The following is a 17260-nucleotide window of genomic DNA, read 5'->3' as shown; positions in this document are numbered from 1 at the left end:
CAGGCGAAGTAACGAAGAAAGCGAGCGTTTGGCGGGCAGTCTGAAGCGGTGCATTTAGCACCGCTTTTTTTTACAACTCAACAGTATGCCCTCCATCAAAAAAGTAAAGATATTTTGCTTTTACTTTTTTATTCATACCTGCTGTAATTGCCTTAGAATAAAGATCAAGTTGTACACCGTATCTTCTAATCGCTTCTTCCTTTAACTCATCAGATGTACCAAATGCACTAGTTCGGTCGGTTTTATAATCAATTAATATGACTTCATCTCCATCAATTAAGAGCAAGTCAATAATTCCCTGGATTAATACAACCTCTTCCTCTTCATCCCATTCTTTATATATTTCATTCGTAGAAACCCCATAACTAAATGGAACTTCACGAAGCTTTTTAGTTGCACTTTTCACTAATTGACCAAGTTCTGACAGACAGAAATTAAATACTTCCAAACTATTTACTGCTTCAGCTTGTTCTTGAGTAATTAACTCTTTTAAAATCATTTTGTTAATTTGTTCAATAATTTCTTCATGAGTAGAAATAGATTCATAGTCCAAATTTTGCATGACAGCATGAGTAGCTGTTCCTTTTTCAGCTTGATTCAGCTTTTTTTCTGACATAAATTTCGGTCTTTCAAGCGGAAAAGATTTAGTAGTGGTCATACTTTGCATATAAGGCTCTTCTTCTAACATTTTTCTTTTTAATTCGGTAACCGATTGCTTTGGTCTATAAAGTGTAGCTTGATTATATTTATATTGCCAATTTAATCGACTTTCTATTTCTTCATAAAGCTCGTCATTACTAGTTTGTATGGCTTCTTTAGACTGGAATGCTTTAAAGATTTCAGCTCGATTATTTTCAACTTCTTCAGCTTCCATTAATTGAATTGTAGAAGCATCAACAATCGAGTAATTCCAACGACATGGGTAAAATTGAATCTCATTATTTGTACTCCATAATTCATCATCGAGTCTAAGTGAAACACTTGAGTCATGACGAATTAAAGAAGGCCCAATCCAATCTAAGTAACTTTTCGCACCACTAATAACATTTAATGGAAGAAGCCACTCTCTATGATTCTCTACTTCTTTCCAGCTTTCGATTGTTTTTTGAGCATCTTTCACCTTACCAACTAAGATCAGCTTTTCTCTTGCTCGAGTTAATGCAACATATAGTATTCGTAATTCCTCTGAAATTAATTCTTCACGTTCCTTACGTTTAATTGTTTCTTTTAAAAGAGTTGAATTGGTTGTTCTATAAGTTGCATGAACATAATTCATTCCGAGTCCTAGTTCTTTTTGTAAAATAAATTTTGCATTTAAATCTTGCATATTAAATTGTTTCGATGTATTAATGACAAATACAACAGGAAACTCTAAACCTTTACTTTTATGAATAGTCATCATTTGCACTATATTTTCTTGATCACTTAAAATCCGAACCTCGTCTAACTCCTCTTTTCTTTCTTGCATTCGATCTAAAAATCTTAAAAATTGGAATAGACTTCTATAATTAGATGCTTCTAAGGCTTTAGCACGGTCAAAAATGGTAATTAAATTCGCTTGTCTTTGTTTACCACCTGGTAATCCGCCAACAAAATCATAGTATGTTGACTCTTTTAAAACTTTCCAAATAAAGATTGATAGCGTTTCTCTTTTTACTTGCTGCTTCCATTGCTTTATTTTGGTAAAGAAATTTACTAATTTCTTTGTTAGTGATTTATGTTGGTTTTCAAAATTATTCATATAAGCATGGCAAGCATCATAAAATGAACCCTTTTTATGATTTAGTCGAATCATCGTTAAATCTGTTTCAGTAAGCCCTACAATTGGTGAGCGTAAAACTGAAGCAAGTGGAATATCTTGAACTGTATTATCAATCAGTTTAAGTAAATTTAAAAATACGGCTACTTCAATTGTTTGAAATAAGTCCCTCGATTTTTCTGCATATAATGGAATACCTAGCGCTTTACATTCTTCTAAATATAAATCTGCGTTCGATAATGATCGTCCTAGTATTGCAATATCACTATATTTTACAGGTCTCATTTCCCCTGTCTTTTCAGTTACTAAATACTGTTCCTCAACTAATTCCTTGATTCGTTTCGCTACATATCTAGCTTCTATTCGTTCAAGTTTTTCCTCAGCAATTTCATCATCTGCTAACTCACTTATTGCTATAGCCTCATCATCATCTTTCGTTAATAATATTAGTTCGGCAGCGCATTCTGAGTATTCAGGGTAACTTGCTCCTAGCTTTAACATAGCATCCTCATCATACTCAATTCCGCCAATTTCTCGTCCCATTATTTGTTGGAATATAAAATTGGTTGCATCTAATACTTCAGCTCTACTTCTAAAATTTTTAGATAGGTCAATTCTTAATCCAGTATGATCATTTTTTTCCTTTTCATATAAATTGTATTTATTTATGAATAACTGTGGTTCTGCTAATCGAAAACGATAGATTGATTGTTTTACGTCCCCAACCATAAAAAGATTACCCGTAGCTCCAGTATCTCTAGTAATTAATCTTAAAATCGATTCTTGAACATAGTTTGTATCTTGGTATTCATCGACTAACACTTCACTAAACTTTTCTTGATAAACTCGCGCTACTGCTGACGGAACTAAATGATCTTGTCCATTTTTATCTTTTAAAATTTCTAGCGCATAGTGTTCTAGATCATTAAAATCTAATATTCCATTTTCTAATTTTGCTTCCTTGAAAAGTACGATAAATCGATTAACAAGTTCAATTAATTTTTCGACTAATGGCTTTAATTCATTTATTTGTCTTAAATGGAGATCAATACTTCGACTAAAATACCTTTCCCCTATTTCATCAATTTTCTTTTTAGCATCATCTCGTAACGATTTTACTAAATCTTTTTTCCTTTGATCCCCTTCAGTCTTTTTAATCGTCGGTAGTCGGTTAAATACAATTTTTTGTATCCCACTCTTAATTTCTTCCCACGATTTCTCTGAAGTATGAAATAAAGACTCTAAGCTATAATATTCTTCTTTAAATAATTCAGCATATTTTACTGGTCCATCTGGACTTTCAATTAATTCAAGCGCTAGTTTATAGCCATTAATGCAAGTACGTATATCTTCCTGTATATAGTGTTTAACCTCTTTAATAAAAGGTATTTCATCAACCTCTTTATCAATTACATCATATTGTTCGATAAAAGAATTTAAAAAATCACTTGGATTTGGATTAGAAATTGCATGACGATACAATTTTAAAATTAATTTTGGCAAGTCATTGTCATCTCTGTCACTCGTATAACGATTAATAAAATCAAAGAATACTAAATTTGATTCATCACTATACTCTGCCTCCATCAATTCTTCTAACACTTCATCCATCAGTAACTGAATCTCTATTTCTTCAGCCGTTCGGAAATTCGGATCTAATTCGACCATATAGTAATTTGAACGAATGACTTCTGTACAAAATGAGTGAATTGTTGAGATGGAAGCTTTATTTAACAAAGATGCCTGTTTTCGCAAATGATCCGATTCGGGATGTAATTCCAGTTGTTTTTCTAATGCAATGCCAATTCTTTCTTTCATTTCCTGGGCACTAGCTTTTGTAAAGGTAACAACAAGTAGTTCATCAACGTTAATCGGATTATCATCACGAATAATTTTTTGAATAATCCTCTCTACAAGAACCGCAGTTTTACCCGAACCAGCCGCTGCAGCTACAAGTATATCAGACCCCTCAAAATCAATTGCTTTTTGTTGATCGATCGTCCATTTCGTTTGACTGTTTTTATTTTCATCCTTACTCATCAATATTCACCGCCTCTATCATTTTTTGTAATGCTTCACTATCTTTTAATGGAGGTAGAATACGATATTCATTCCCTTTTAAATTGGAATCAAATTGACAAACCGACTGGAATGAGCAATAAGTACATGGTATTTTATCTTTTTGTTGATATGGATTTGCTTCTACATATCCCTTGTATATTTGCTGACCCGCCTCTGTAAACTTTTTCTTTATATAGTCTGTCATCATTGGATATTGTTCTGTCTTAACTGTTTTAGAATTCGCTTTATAATCACCATTTGTTTTAAGTGAAATCGGTACGATTTTCGATGAGCTACCATTTTCGATTAATGCTTCATCCATTAACGAATTACTATCACGATCTTCTAATAGTAATCCATTCATTTTAAACTTTTTAAATATCTCATCTTGTATAACTTCTAATTCAACTTTATTACCAACATCGACAATCGGATTTTGAACATGGAAGTACAGAATTCCAGCTGGATCTGCTTGTTTTCCAAGTAAAGTAGTAGAATTCGCCACCGCTATATCCAAATAAGTGAGTAATTGTAATGCTAGACCATAATATACATCTGATAATTTTAATTCCTTATTTGTAGATTTATAATCTAAAATTCGTAGGAAATCACCTTTCTCATTTGAGGCTTTATCAATTCGATCGATTCGGCCATTTAATACCATTCTTCTCTTTCCATCAATCGGTAATTCATAAGAATTTAATTGTTTCCCCATCCCAAATGGAACTTCTAATGCGATAGGAACGAATTTACCTGCATGTTCTTGCTTGCTCAAAATTGAGGAAACTTTAGAAATAACATCCTTCATCTTTTTCTTTAAAAACATATATCGATTAGAGCTTAATAAAATCTCACGTTGAAACTTAGGAGAAATCTCATCTACTACTCTTGCTGCTAATTCATCACATTCCGAATTCGTTAAGCTACTCCAGCTTTTTCCGGCTTGTAAAAGATTCTCTCCGATAATTGTTAAAGCACTATGGAATAATTGTCCCATATCAAATGATTCAAATTTATAAATTTCTCGTTCCTGCAGCTTAAGTCCATATCGTGCAAAATGAGCATAAGCACATTGGTGGAAAAGCTCAATACGTGAAACCGAACCATTTAATTCTTCACCATATAATTCTGTACTTAAATCTTCACCAAGCTCGTTAGCGATATTGTTATACATTACACTACCTATGACTTTATATAGATGATCTTTTGTACCGGAATCTTCTCGTAAGAAATTGTATAGTGTCCACCATAATGACATATTCGTTTCAACTTCTTGAGACGACCATGTTTGAAGTTGGGAAACTAAACTTGATATTGCTGTTTCACTATTTGTGATATATGACAGTTGCTCTTCAACAGAACTAAAAGTCAAGTCTCCACTTTCAAAGCGATGTCGAACAGATGGAAAAATTGATTTAATCCGTTGTATAAGGCTTGAAGGAGCAAGTATTTTCCCATCATCGCTAGATAATGGATAACTAATTATTAATTTATGACTTGCTCTGTTTATACCGGTATAGATATTAAAATTCTCTATAAATAATTGATGCTTACTCGATGGAGCTATTTCAATACCATACGATTGTAAAAGCTCTCTAGCAGTATCACCTAACAACCCATCTTCATTTACCTTACTCGGAATAACCCCTTCATTAACGCCAATGATATAAGCACACTTTACATTTTGTAATCGTGAATGATCAAAATTTGCAATGTTTACCTGGTCCAATGAAGCAGGAACATTTGCAAATTCAAGTGATTGAAAACCAGTTTGAAGGATCTCAAAGAATGTCTTTCGTGACATTTTTTCCATTCCAATTAATTCAACACATTCATCTAAAAGATTAATAAAACCTTTCCATACTTGCTCATGATCTTTACTTTCAATTAAATTAGATCGATTTTCGGCATCATCTTTTAATCGTTGTAATTTCCTAGAAATATCTAGTTTTTCTACGAACTCAAATAAAGCCATGCACATTTCTTTTACATTCCTTGCTTGCTTTAGCTCTTGTTGAAAAGAAAGAACAGGCTTCACTAACAAATCTCTAATTGAATTAATGTTTTCCTCAAATTCTAACTCTTCATTTGTTATCCCTTTATCTATTCCGTCAGTCGAACGATACTTTCTGTACTTCCACGGCTCTTCTTGAGTCCACTTTTTCCCTTGCTTACCATAAGCTATACAATAGTTCTCGAACAACTCTAACTGTTCACGATTGATCCCGTAATTACTTTCATATGGAAAAACCAATTCAGTTTTATACGCATTGAATACTGATTCGTATCTCCAATTTTTTTGAATAATATTAAAAGTGGCTTGCAAAAAAGTAAATAATGGATGTGTAAGCATTGATCGCTTTTCTTCTATGAATATAGGGATTTTGTAAGTATGAAAAATTGTTGAAATTAAATGGGAATATGTTTCACCATTTCTCAAGTAAATAGCAATATCACGGTACCGATATCCTTTTTCACGTACTTTATTCAGTATATCTCTAGCAATTGCATTTACTTCCGTTCGACGATTGGATGCAGAAATAATCTCTATTCCTTCTGAATCATATGAAGGTCTTGCTGGCCTACTATCAAAATTCATTTCAAAATACTTTAAATCGCTTGTTTTACTTCTTAGATTTTCATTACAAATAATAGGAAGCTCAATTTTTCGATTTGAATTTAATGCTATTTCCTTAATTTGTTGATATAAAAGTGCAGGCTTATGAAATAAATTTAATTCATGTGGTAATAAATCATCATATGGACGATCAATTGTAAGGGAGAATTTTATTTCACTGCAATATTTCATTATCTCTTCAACTACACTTCGTTCTTGCGGTGCCAAATCATAATAACCATCGATATAAATAATACTATCTTTGATATATTCACTTTTTGGTAATTCTTGAATTAATAAATTTAAATAATCTTCCGAATCAAGATATTTATCTTTCATATAGGTGTTAAATGCCTCAAATACTATTTGAACGTCATTAATCTTTTGCTGTATAAAAGCATGATCCGATGAAGAGTTTTCCTCCATTTGTGTAATGACCGAAGTTAACTCATCTGAGGATACTTGAAAACCTTTAAACTCAGCGATAAGGCCCGATAATTCCTTATAAAATCCCTGTCGATCGGCTACATGATGGAAAATCTTTAATTCATCTTTCTTTTCCTCAATAATCTTTCGAAGAATCATTGAAATTCCAATATCTCCTATATGAATCCTACTGATTCCACCCGTTTCTTGTAAAACCTTCCAGGCTAAACGAGTAAAACTAAATACTTGCGAATTAATAATCGCTTTATTTTCTTGTCTTTTAACTAGCTCATATTCCATTTGAAAAGTCATTTGGTCAGGAACAATAAAGATTATATTTTTTTCCTCATGCTTTAATCTATCTGTAATTTCATTAAGAATTAAATGTGTTTTCCCACTTCCAGCACGGCCAAGAATAAATTGAAATGACATCTAATCATCCCCTCCTTTGTGTTTTAAAAATATCTTTAAATATCATTATGCTTTTGTAAAACAAAGCTTATCTAATAAGAAAAGCCCCTAAAAGGAGCTTTCATTGAGTATATTAGCTGGACTCTAAAACAGATCGAAAACGTTTGTCTGATGAGGAACACAATTACCTAACTCAGTAATGTGCACCGGAAGAAGACAAAGCAACGAAGAAAGCAAACGATCTGAGAAGAGCTTATTTGTTAAAATTTGTATTCATGCTTGAAAGCGGCCAATAAAGTAAATCAACTTTCCCTACAATTTTATCAATTTTTACGAAACCAAACAAACGGCTATCATAACTTTTTGGTCGATTGTCACCTTCAACAAAAACATAACCAGGTGGAACCTTTGTTTTACCAGTTACTTCATTTAAATCAAAATCACCTGTAAAAGGGACACCTTTTAATCCACTTTTATATTTATCTAAATAAGGCTCATCCCATTTTTTATTATTGACGTAAAGATGGTCGTTCTTATATTCGATTGAATCTCCTGGTAATCCAATGACACGTTTTACATAGTCTTCCTGTTTATTTGCATGAAAAACGATTACATCAAACCGTTTGATTTCTCCAATTTCATAACCAAATTTGTTTATTACAAGTAAGTTACCGTCTTTTAATGTAGGCATCATAGATTCACCTTCAACTACATAGGTAGAAAATAAAAATGTTCGTACAATAAAAGCAATAGCAATTCCTAAAATAATCGCTTTACCCCAGTCAAAAACTTCTTTTTTTAACATAACAGTAACTCGCTCCCTTTTGAGTAATAATTCTTTTATTGCTCATCAGATGATTGAGGAGTACCTTTTTTCTCAGTAGTTTGTTCTTTGATGTCCATACGTTTCTCAATCACTTTACCAACTATCCATAATACAAAAATAAAAATTCCTATATATATTGCTTTTATCGGATTTTGAAATACTGTCGTTAAATCTTTACCTAAATAACTGATTACTGCGATCATCGTAAACTTTCCAAGTACTAAAGCAATTAAAAATTGCGAAATCTTAATACGAGACAAGCCTGCTACGATATTGATTAAAAATGAAGGCGAAAATGGAAATGCAAACATTATGAAAATTGGACCAAAACCTCTTTTTTCAATCCATCCAATTGATGATTCAACTTTTTTATGTTTACTAACAAATGAAAAAAATCGTTTCTGACCATATTTTCTAACAAGATAGAATAAAAATATTGATCCTAAACAAGAACCAATCCATGAATATAAAAATCCAAGTAAAGGACCGAATGCTGCTGCATTTGCAAATATAAAGACGACTAGAGGTAAAACTGGAAAAATTGCCTCTAGAAAAGGAATTGATATCCCAACTAACGGACCATAATCCTTATACTGTTGGATGAGATGTAAAAAATGTTGCTCTGTAAAAAAATCCTTTATGTCAAAAACGTTCATTTAACTGTGAATCTCCTTAAGCCCTATTTCGAATAGATATCCTTACTGTTAACATTATCATATCTAACTATTTATTCAATAATAATAAATCATGATTCTAATAATTATTTTTTTCAATGTATTATTACTGCATTTAACAATAAAAAAACTACTTCACTTAAAGTTAAAGTAGTTAATAACTCTCAAGGCAATATGCTATTTTTCGTGAACCATAACTCCTTTTATATAGGAAGTAATTTCCTTATCAGGAATTAGTTTATAAGATTTTTGTTGGATATTTTCTGGGTTTAGTCTGTCTTCGTAAATCGCTCTTAAATGTGCAGTTCGATACAATTGGTTTTCAAATGATCCGCGAGATATATCAAGCGGTATTTCTACTCCATTTAAAAAATATACAACTGATCGATTATACTTTCCGCCTTTGAAATTAACAACGTGATTGTAGGAGATCCAAGAGCATTCTACTTTTAAAGAAGATGAAGTGGGGAAAAAGAAAATTTGATTCATTGAACTGATTGCAATAGGTGGTTTGTGGGTAATGGAAATCATTTGTTTTGTCCCCTCTCTCCTACCTCGATAGCTGCTCCCAAAATAAGCACAGCTTCTTTCAATAATTTCAATTGGTTTCATTAAAACATAGAAACTATCATCTGTTTCATATACCTTTGAAATGACGACTAAATCTACTGTAAATTCTGGTATGATTGCCATAGTAGATTTATTTATTTCATATTCATTCAAAACTTTAACTTGCCCTTTCACATGATTCATAAGTACATCTCCTTTATGTATTTTAATTTTTTATCATGGATTAGAGTAGCAAACAAAGATGTTACGAAGATAATACCATAAATCATAAATTGTAAAATACAATTACTCATACTTTAACAAAAGTGTCGAAGTTTACTAAAATTTAGGAAGATATTCAAAATAAATACCGCCTTTCTCACGACATAACGATTGAGAAAAGGCGGTTTTTTACTAATTAATTAGCTGTAAATTGCTCTTCTTCAGTAGAGCCTTTTAAAGCTGTAGTTGATGAAGTACCTCCTGTTATAACTTGAGCTACTTCATCAAAATATCCTGTTCCAACTTCACGTTGATGTCTCGTTGCAGTATAACCAAATTGTTCACTAGCAAATTCAGCTTGTTGAAGTTCAGAATATGCACCCATGCCGCGTTCTTTATACTTTCTAGCTAATTCAAACATACCGAAGTTTAACGCATGGAATCCAGCAAGTGTTACGAATTGGAATTTATATCCCATAGCAGCAATTTGTTGTTGGAATGTTTCAATCGTTTGTTCATCTAATTTCTTTTTCCAGTTAAATGAAGGAGAGCAGTTATAAGCTAATAGCTTACCTGGGAATTTTGCATGAATTGCATCTGCAAAACGCTTTGCATCTTCTAAATTCGGCTCCGAAGTTTCACACCAAACTAAATCCGCATATGGTGCGTAAGCAAGACCACGTGCGATTGCTTGATCTATCCCTGCTTTCGTACGGTAAAAACCTTCTGGTGTTCTTTCACCTGTAATAAATTGTTGGTCAACTGGATCGATATCACTTGTAATTAAATCTGCTGCATCTGCATCAGTACGTGCAACGATAATTGTAGGAACTCCCATTACATCCGCTGCTAAACGTGCTGAAATCAAATTACGAACTGCAGTTTGTGTTGGCAATAATACTTTTCCACCTAAGTGGCCACATTTCTTCTCTGAAGACAATTGATCTTCAAAATGTACCCCAGCCGCACCTGCTTCAATCATACTTTTCATTAATTCAAATACATTTAATTGTCCACCGAAGCCTGCCTCAGCATCGGCAACAATTGGAGCAAAGTAATCTATTTCTTCTCCGCCTTCAACATATTGAATTTGATCTGCACGTTGAAAAGCTTGGTTTATTCTTTTTACAACTGCTGGCACAGAATTTGCAGGATACAAGCTTTGGTCTGGGTACATTTGACCTGAAAGATTCGCATCAGCAGCTACTTGCCATCCACTTAAATAAATTGCTTTTAATCCTGCTTTTACTTGTTGGATTGCTTGATTTCCTGTTAGTGCTCCTAAAGCATTAACATAGCTCTCCTCATTTAATAACTTCCATAATTTTTCTGCTCCTCTACGAGCTAGTGTTTGTTCAATATCGATTGATCCTCTTAATCTAATTACCTCTGCAGCAGTATAAGTTCTTTTAATACCATTCCATCTAGAATCTAGCTCCCAGCTTTCCTGTAATTCAGCTATACGTTGTTCACGATTTTTTGTCATTTATATTTCCTCCTAAAATTTTATAAGTATTTATATCCTTTTATTGTTAGAAAATCTGCAAATTCATCTTCGCTAATTAAATCATCAAATAGTTTAATTGCTTCATTAAATCGTTTAGCTTCAAATCGTTCTTTCCCCATTTCAAGCTGAAGCTTCATCATTTCCTCGTTTTTTAAATAATCTACTAATTGTAGCGTTATGTTTGTACCATCTTCTAAGACACCTTTTTCATTACGGATCCATTGCCAAATTTGCGCACGAGAAATCTCAGCAGTCGCAGCATCTTCCATTAAATTGTATAGAGGAACAGCACCTCGACCACTTAACCAAGCTTCAATATACTGAATTGCCACCGTTATATTTGTTCTAAGACCTTGTTCAGTTATGACACCGCTTGGAATCTCTAATAAATCCTGTTCAGAAACGTGAACATCCTCACGTTTTCTATGAATCTGGTTAGGTGTTGGCATATATTGATTAAATTGTTCAAGAGCAACAGAAACGAGACCAGGATGTGCTACCCATGTACCATCATGACCATCTTTTGCTTCACGCTCTTTATCTTTTCTTACTTTTTCAAATGCTACTTCATTACGATCCTTATCATCTTTTATTGGAATCTGGGCTGCCATACCTCCTATTGCAGGAGCATTTCTACGATGACAAGTTTGAATAACTTTTTGAGAATACGAGCGCATAAATGGTACTTCCATCGTTACAACAGATCGATCTGGTAGAATGATAGATTCGTCATAACGCATCATTTTTATAAAACTAAAAATATAGTCCCATCTTCCACAATTAAATCCTGCAGAATGCTCTTTTAATTCATATAAGATTTCATCCATTTCAAATGAAGCAGCAATTGTCTCAATTAGTACAGTTGCTTTAATTGTTCCAACAGGTATATTCAATTCTTTTTGAGCAAATAGAAACACATCGTTCCATAATCTAGCTTCTAAATAACTTTCCATTTTTGGTAAATAAAAATATGGTCCAGAACCATTTTTAATAGCCTGTTTGGCATTATGAAAGAAATAAAGTCCAAAATCTACTAAACTACCAGACATTCGTTCATCATTTACAGTTATATGTTTTTCCTCTAAATGCCAGCCTCTTGGTCTAACAACTAGTACAGCTGGCTTTTCTTTTAATGTATATGTTTTTCCATTCGAATGAAGTGAAATTGATCGATTCACAGCATCTTTTAAATTGACCTGACCAGTAAGTATATTTTCCCAGGTCGGTGACGTAGCGTCTTCAAAATCGGCCATAAAAACATATGCATCTGAATTTAATGCGTTAATAATCATCTTACGATCAACTGGTCCAGTTATTTCGACTCGTCGATCTTGCAAATCTTCCGGAATTGGAGCGATTGTCCATTCACTTTCACGAATATGTTTCGTTTCTTCCAGAAATTGAAGCTTTCCGCCTTGTTGCAAAAATCGCATTCTATCTTTTCGGTTTAAAAGCAACTGTTGTCTGCGATGGTCAAATTTCAGATGTAATTGTTCTAAAAATCTTAACGCTTCTGTCGTAAGAATATCTGCTGAACCTTCTACATGATTACCAAGAACTTTAATTTTTGAAAGTTCTGTTGTCATACGATTCCTCCATTCAGTTATATAACAGTTTTTATATACTTACGTTATTATATAACAGATTATTCAAAATGGATATTAAATTCTGAAAATTTTTTCCGAAAGATTTTTCGACAATAATAATCTGAATAAAGAGAAAGTTCATAATTTATTTACCTCTTCTTTACACAACTTTCTGACTTCTTTATATTTCCTTAATAAATAAATTGTAGGATAAACATTGTACTAAATAGATTACAAATTACCTAGGGGGACACGAAATGAAGAAAGTTATTCCAGCGTTAGTTGTAGCTTCTACAATCTTAACGAGCCAAGCTTTACCAAGCCTTCATGAATCTGTAAGTGCTGCTACAAAAGTAACAACAGTTAAATATGTAACAGTTAAAAAACAGATTTCAATCGATGGTGCACTAAAAAACATTAGTACAATTCAAAACGGAAGTAAAACACTTTATTCATTAAAAGACTTAAGCTCAGTATTCAAAATCACAACTTCTTTTAACAAAAAAACGAATACTGCAGATTTTAAAATGGTTTCAGGAAAAAGCAAAATTACTTTAAGCTATAATTCAAAAACAAAAGTAACTCTTCTAAATAATAAAAAATTCTCAGCATCAATCGTGGATAATAAAGGTGTACTTTTTGGGGATTTAAATGTGTTCGCTTCGACATTTGGCAAAGAAGTTTTGAAAACAGAAAACACTTCAGTTGTTTACATCAGTTCTTTAAAGCCACTTCAAGCAGATACATATGAAACACAATTTATTGCTGGTGGAAAATTACTAATAACTGGTGATACAGAAACAGCTTCAAATTCTTATATTGTAAATCCAGTTACATTAAAAGTTGAAAAAACTTTACCTTATCAAGATTTAACGGTTTCAAATGATGGTAAAAGTGCTGTTTTTGTTGACGATGAAGGAATTATTAACATCATTGATTTAAATACTGCAAAAGTAACGAAATTTGATCAAAATGTGGAGCCAAAAACGAGTACAATCTGGTCTTCAGATAATAAAAAGATCTATTATATCGAAGGTGATAAAAATGCTTCTATTTCTGAATTAGATATCGCTACTGGCACATTTAAAGTTCTTGCGGCTGATAATGTTACAAATAAATCTGATTTAATGATTGCTTCAACCTCACCTTTAAAATTTGTCTATAATGTTACGAAAACTGCTACTTCAACTGTTGATCCTGTAACAGGTGAGCAAACTGAGATCGATGATTCAACTGCAGGACAAGATTTATGGTCAATTGATACTTCAGTAACAGGTGCTACAGCATTACAGTTAACAAATTCAAGTGATAATAAAGTATTTCCTACTGTACTTCCAAATGGCTTCTATGGCTATTTGTCTCAAAGCACTGAAGATGAAAATGCACTTGAAAAATTAATCATTCATAATCCATTAAATAACCAATCAATGAGTCTATTTAATGGAAAAGATTTTAGCCTTCTGACTAAATCGATGGATGGCAAAGTATTAGTTGTTCAAAAGTTAGCAAAAGGTAACCAAGTTTTTGAATTAACTGAAAGTGGTATGTTAAAACCAATTTTTAAAACAGCTGAAACAATTAACTCACTAACTGCGTTAAATACTTCAAAATTAGTCTTCACATATGGTGATGAAGGTGAAGAAAAAACAGCTTATGTAAATAATGGAACAGTAATTAATATTACAAAATAAATCAAAAGGGAGAAATTACAATGAAAACTATGACTAAAAAATTATCAATCGCTGTATTATCAACTGCACTTGCATTTGGGGTTAGCACTTCTTTCAAACACGAAAATGTAGGTGCTGCAATCGATAAAAATCGTATTGTTATTGCAGGTTCAACTGCATTACTACCATTAACAAACCAAGCTTCTAAAGAGTTTAAAAAATCAAATCCGAAAGTCAAAGTTTCAGTTTCAGGTTCTTCATCAATCGCTGGACCTCAAGCAGTAAAAAAAGGATCTGCTACAATCGGAGCAGCTGACTGGGATGCAACTTCTGTTAAAGTATCAGGTTTACCAACATTTCCTGATTTAAAAGCTTATAAAATTGCAGTTATTCCTTTTGCAGCAGTTGTTAGCAAAGAAAACCCTGTTTCTAACATTTCTACTAAAGATTTACAAGATATCTATACTGGTAAAATTACAAACTGGAAAGAAGTTGGCGGTCCGGATAAGAAAATTAACGTTTATACAAGAAGTCTAGGTTCAGGTTCTCGCGTAAACTTTGAGAAAAAAGCATTAAAAGGCGAAGATATTAAAGATTCAGGTTCAAACGTTGAAAAGGTATCAAGTAGTGGTTTAATGAAATCTAAAGTAGCTGGTGATACTTACGGAATCGGTTATATTGATTTAGCTTACATTACACCTTCAAGTGGTTTAAAAGCTCTTAAATATAATGGTGTATCTGCTAGTGTATCAAACGTAAAAAATAAAACTTACCCAATTTGGGGATATGGATATTTAATTACAAAGAGCAATGTTTCTGAAGCAAACATGAAGTTTATTAAATATATGCAAAGCAGCAAGTTCCAAAATAAATCTTTAAAAAGCTTAAAATTCATTCCAGTTGCAGAAATGAAATAATAGAACTTAAAAAAGCAAGCCCCATTTACTTGGGGTTTGCTTTTTCAAGAAGGGGGATTTCAAGTGGGTATTCCACAATTAGAGAGCGATCAACAAGTGATTCAAGCAACTAAGAAAAGAAATTTATATCAGACAACTTTCTTTAACCGTTCTTTCTTAATAGCTTGTCTTTCAAGTTCATTATTATTAGGAATTATTTTATTTGCTATCGTTTATTTTATTGGTAAAACTGGAATCCATGTTTTTCATGATGTATCTTTTAAAGAGTTTTTCTTTTCATTAAAATGGGAACCTAATGAAAATAAATTTGGAGCAGCATCTTTTATCATTGGTACTTTCAGTTTGACTGCCCTTACATTACTTTTTACGATTCCTATCTCATTAAGTATTGCTATTTTTAACACTCAATTCGCTCCTACTTGGTTACGAAATATTTTAGCTTTATCACTTGATATTTTAGTTGGTATTCCTTCTATTGTTTATGGCTATATTGGGTTAACCTTACTAATACCATTTATACGTACAACGTTTAATACAGGATTAGGTAGTGGTTTATTAGCTGCATCTTTTGTTTTAACCTTAATGTGTATACCTACAGTAGTAAAAATTACTGAAGACTCTTTCATGGCTGTACCAACTGATTTAAAAGAAGCAAGTTATGCCCTTGGCAGCACTCATATTCAAATGATTCGGAGAGTATTAATACCTACTTCTGCATCAGGAGTTACTACCGCTATTATTTTAGGGATGGCAAGAGCGATTGGTGAAACAATGGCAGTTGTAATGGTAATTGGAAATACTGCACAACTAGCAAAGTCTCTATTTATGCCTACTTCTGTTCTTACTAGTGATATCGTTATGGAAATATTAAACGTATCGTATGATTCAACATGGAATTATGCATTATATATGATGGCATTTATCTTATTGTGTATTTCCCTGTTCTTAATCGTAGTTATTCGAAATTTACGTAAAAAAGGAGCATGATCATGCGAAGTACTCCTATTAATATTGAAAAAAGTATAAAAAAAAATCGTGCAATTAATAAAGGGATTAAATTTCTTTTAACCCTCATTACTACTCTCGCATTTTCGATCATTTTATTTTTATTATTGAAAATTATTAGCAAAGGGTTATTTACAATTAATTTGCACTTCCTAACAGGTCTACCTGAGGAAATTGATGCAGGTGGTGGTGTTGGCCCTTTCCTATTTAATACATTTTATATTTTGCTAATTTCGTTAGCCATTTCTATTCCAATTGGTTTAGGGGCTGGAATCTACTTAGCAGAATACGCCAAAAAAAATCGATTAACTGAATGGATTAGCACATGTGTTGAAGCCCTAGCTTCTGTGCCGTCAATCATATTTGGTTTATTTGGATATGTTTTATTCGTTGAAGTATTTGATATTGGTTTGACTGTTATAGGTGCTGCTATCACTCTTGCATTCTTAAATTTACCTGTATTAACTCGCATTATTGAAGAATCAATCCGCAATGTACCATTAAGTTATCGTGAAGCGTCATATTCCTTAGGAGCTTCCAAAGCAACTTGTATTATTACAATTATTTTACCAGCAGCTTTAAAAGGAATTTTCACTGGCATATCTTTAGCAGCTTGCCGTGCATTAGGTGAATCTGCAGTAATCTTACTTGCTGGTGGTACTAGTGCATCCGATAAAATGTGGGATTTTTCATTAACTGGACCAGGTGCTACCCTTCCTGTACAACTTTGGTATATTCAATCTGAAGCTTTGGTTGATGATGCGAAAAAGATAGCTGATCAATCAGCAGCTGTTTTAGTTATTATTATCCTCTTATTATCATTAATTTTAAGACTTCCATTTATGTTTAAAAAGAATCAGTAAAAAAACATCCTTTATTAGGATGTTTTTTTCTCTTGCTGTTGAAAAATAGTCTTGTCAAATAACTATCAAATTTTCGTAAAGGAAGTTGAGTGATGTTCATTTCTACTACAGGATTCTCGCATTCCATGGGGCAAAACCTGAGCCTCCTCGGCAAGCCTGCGGGGTCT

General features: G+C 32.6%; 11 protein-coding genes. 4 read left to right on the top strand and 7 right to left on the bottom strand.

From position 1 onward, the window contains the following. Nucleotides 1-70 precede the first annotated feature (70 nt). From addA to aceB, 7 genes are all read right to left on the bottom strand, one after another. Nucleotides 71-3799, bottom strand: a complete 3729-nt coding sequence (gene addA, locus B7R67_RS20080; protein ID WP_088072770.1) for a helicase-exonuclease AddAB subunit AddA — start codon at nt 3797-3799, stop codon at nt 71-73. Further along, nucleotides 3792-7295: a helicase-exonuclease AddAB subunit AddB gene (gene addB / locus B7R67_RS20075; RefSeq protein ID WP_088072769.1), complete on the bottom strand. Its 3504-nt coding sequence runs from the start codon at nt 7293-7295 to the stop codon at nt 3792-3794. The genes addA and addB overlap by 8 nt, the downstream gene beginning before the upstream one ends. A 232-nt stretch (nt 7296-7527) precedes the next feature. Continuing rightward, entirely contained in the window at nt 7528-8079 is a 552-nt protein-coding gene (lepB, locus tag B7R67_RS20070) for a signal peptidase I (protein WP_088072768.1), read from the bottom strand. Nucleotides 8080-8114: 35 nt separating this feature from the next. Then, a complete protein-coding gene (locus B7R67_RS20065; RefSeq protein ID WP_088072767.1) occupies nt 8115-8756 on the bottom strand; it encodes a TVP38/TMEM64 family protein in 642 nt (213 codons plus the stop codon). 195 nt (nt 8757-8951) lie between these two features. After that, a complete protein-coding gene (locus tag B7R67_RS20060; protein ID WP_088072766.1) occupies nt 8952-9527 on the bottom strand; it encodes a competence protein ComK in 576 nt (191 codons plus the stop codon). Nucleotides 9528-9741: 214 nt separating this feature from the next. Beyond that, complete coding sequence (aceA, locus tag B7R67_RS20055; RefSeq protein WP_088072765.1) at nt 9742-11031, bottom strand: isocitrate lyase; 1290 nt, start codon at nt 11029-11031, stop codon at nt 9742-9744. Between the two features lie 20 nt (nt 11032-11051). Further along, on the bottom strand, nt 11052-12638 hold the full coding sequence (gene aceB, locus B7R67_RS20050; RefSeq protein ID WP_088072764.1) for a malate synthase A: 1587 nt from the start codon (nt 12636-12638) through the stop codon (nt 11052-11054). Between the two features lie 257 nt (nt 12639-12895). Between aceB and B7R67_RS20045 the strand changes: the two genes are divergently transcribed. The 4 genes from B7R67_RS20045 to pstA all read left to right on the top strand — a co-directional run bounded on the left by B7R67_RS20045 (nt 12896) and on the right by pstA (nt 17093). Next, nucleotides 12896-14329, top strand: a complete 1434-nt coding sequence (locus B7R67_RS20045) for a hypothetical protein (protein ID WP_088072763.1) — start codon at nt 12896-12898, stop codon at nt 14327-14329. A 20-nt stretch (nt 14330-14349) separates the two neighbouring features. Then, nucleotides 14350-15225: a phosphate ABC transporter substrate-binding protein gene (locus B7R67_RS20040; RefSeq protein WP_208615675.1), complete on the top strand. Its 876-nt coding sequence runs from the start codon at nt 14350-14352 to the stop codon at nt 15223-15225. A gap of 63 nt (nt 15226-15288) precedes the next feature. Then, entirely contained in the window at nt 15289-16212 is a 924-nt protein-coding gene (pstC, locus tag B7R67_RS20035; protein WP_088072761.1) for a phosphate ABC transporter permease subunit PstC, read from the top strand. Between the two features lie 2 nt (nt 16213-16214). Continuing rightward, nucleotides 16215-17093, top strand: a complete 879-nt coding sequence (pstA, locus tag B7R67_RS20030) for a phosphate ABC transporter permease PstA (RefSeq protein ID WP_235822228.1) — start codon at nt 16215-16217, stop codon at nt 17091-17093. Nucleotides 17094-17260 lie beyond the last annotated feature (167 nt).

This window comes from Gottfriedia luciferensis (genome assembly GCF_002156865.1).
GTDB lineage: Bacteria > Bacillota > Bacilli > Bacillales > Bacillaceae_G > Gottfriedia > Gottfriedia luciferensis.
Note: the sequence above shows the minus strand (reverse complement) of the source record. Positions and strands in the feature narration are given on the sequence as shown.

Coding starts and splice junctions, on each gene's coding strand:
- aceA (WP_088072765.1), bottom strand. CDS start 11,031: ATGACAAAAAATCGTGAACAACGTATAGCTGAATTACAGGAAAGCTGG.
- aceB (WP_088072764.1), bottom strand. CDS start 12,638: ATGACAACAGAACTTTCAAAAATTAAAGTTCTTGGTAATCATGTAGAA.
- lepB (WP_088072768.1), bottom strand. CDS start 8,079: ATGTTAAAAAAAGAAGTTTTTGACTGGGGTAAAGCGATTATTTTAGGA.
- B7R67_RS20065 (WP_088072767.1), bottom strand. CDS start 8,756: ATGAACGTTTTTGACATAAAGGATTTTTTTACAGAGCAACATTTTTTA.
- B7R67_RS20045 (WP_088072763.1), top strand. CDS start 12,896: ATGAAGAAAGTTATTCCAGCGTTAGTTGTAGCTTCTACAATCTTAACG.
- addB (WP_088072769.1), bottom strand. CDS start 7,295: ATGTCATTTCAATTTATTCTTGGCCGTGCTGGAAGTGGGAAAACACAT.
- B7R67_RS20060 (WP_088072766.1), bottom strand. CDS start 9,527: ATGAATCATGTGAAAGGGCAAGTTAAAGTTTTGAATGAATATGAAATA.
- addA (WP_088072770.1), bottom strand. CDS start 3,799: ATGAGTAAGGATGAAAATAAAAACAGTCAAACGAAATGGACGATCGAT.
- B7R67_RS20040 (WP_208615675.1), top strand. CDS start 14,350: ATGAAAACTATGACTAAAAAATTATCAATCGCTGTATTATCAACTGCA.
- pstA (WP_235822228.1), top strand. CDS start 16,215: ATGCGAAGTACTCCTATTAATATTGAAAAAAGTATAAAAAAAAATCGT.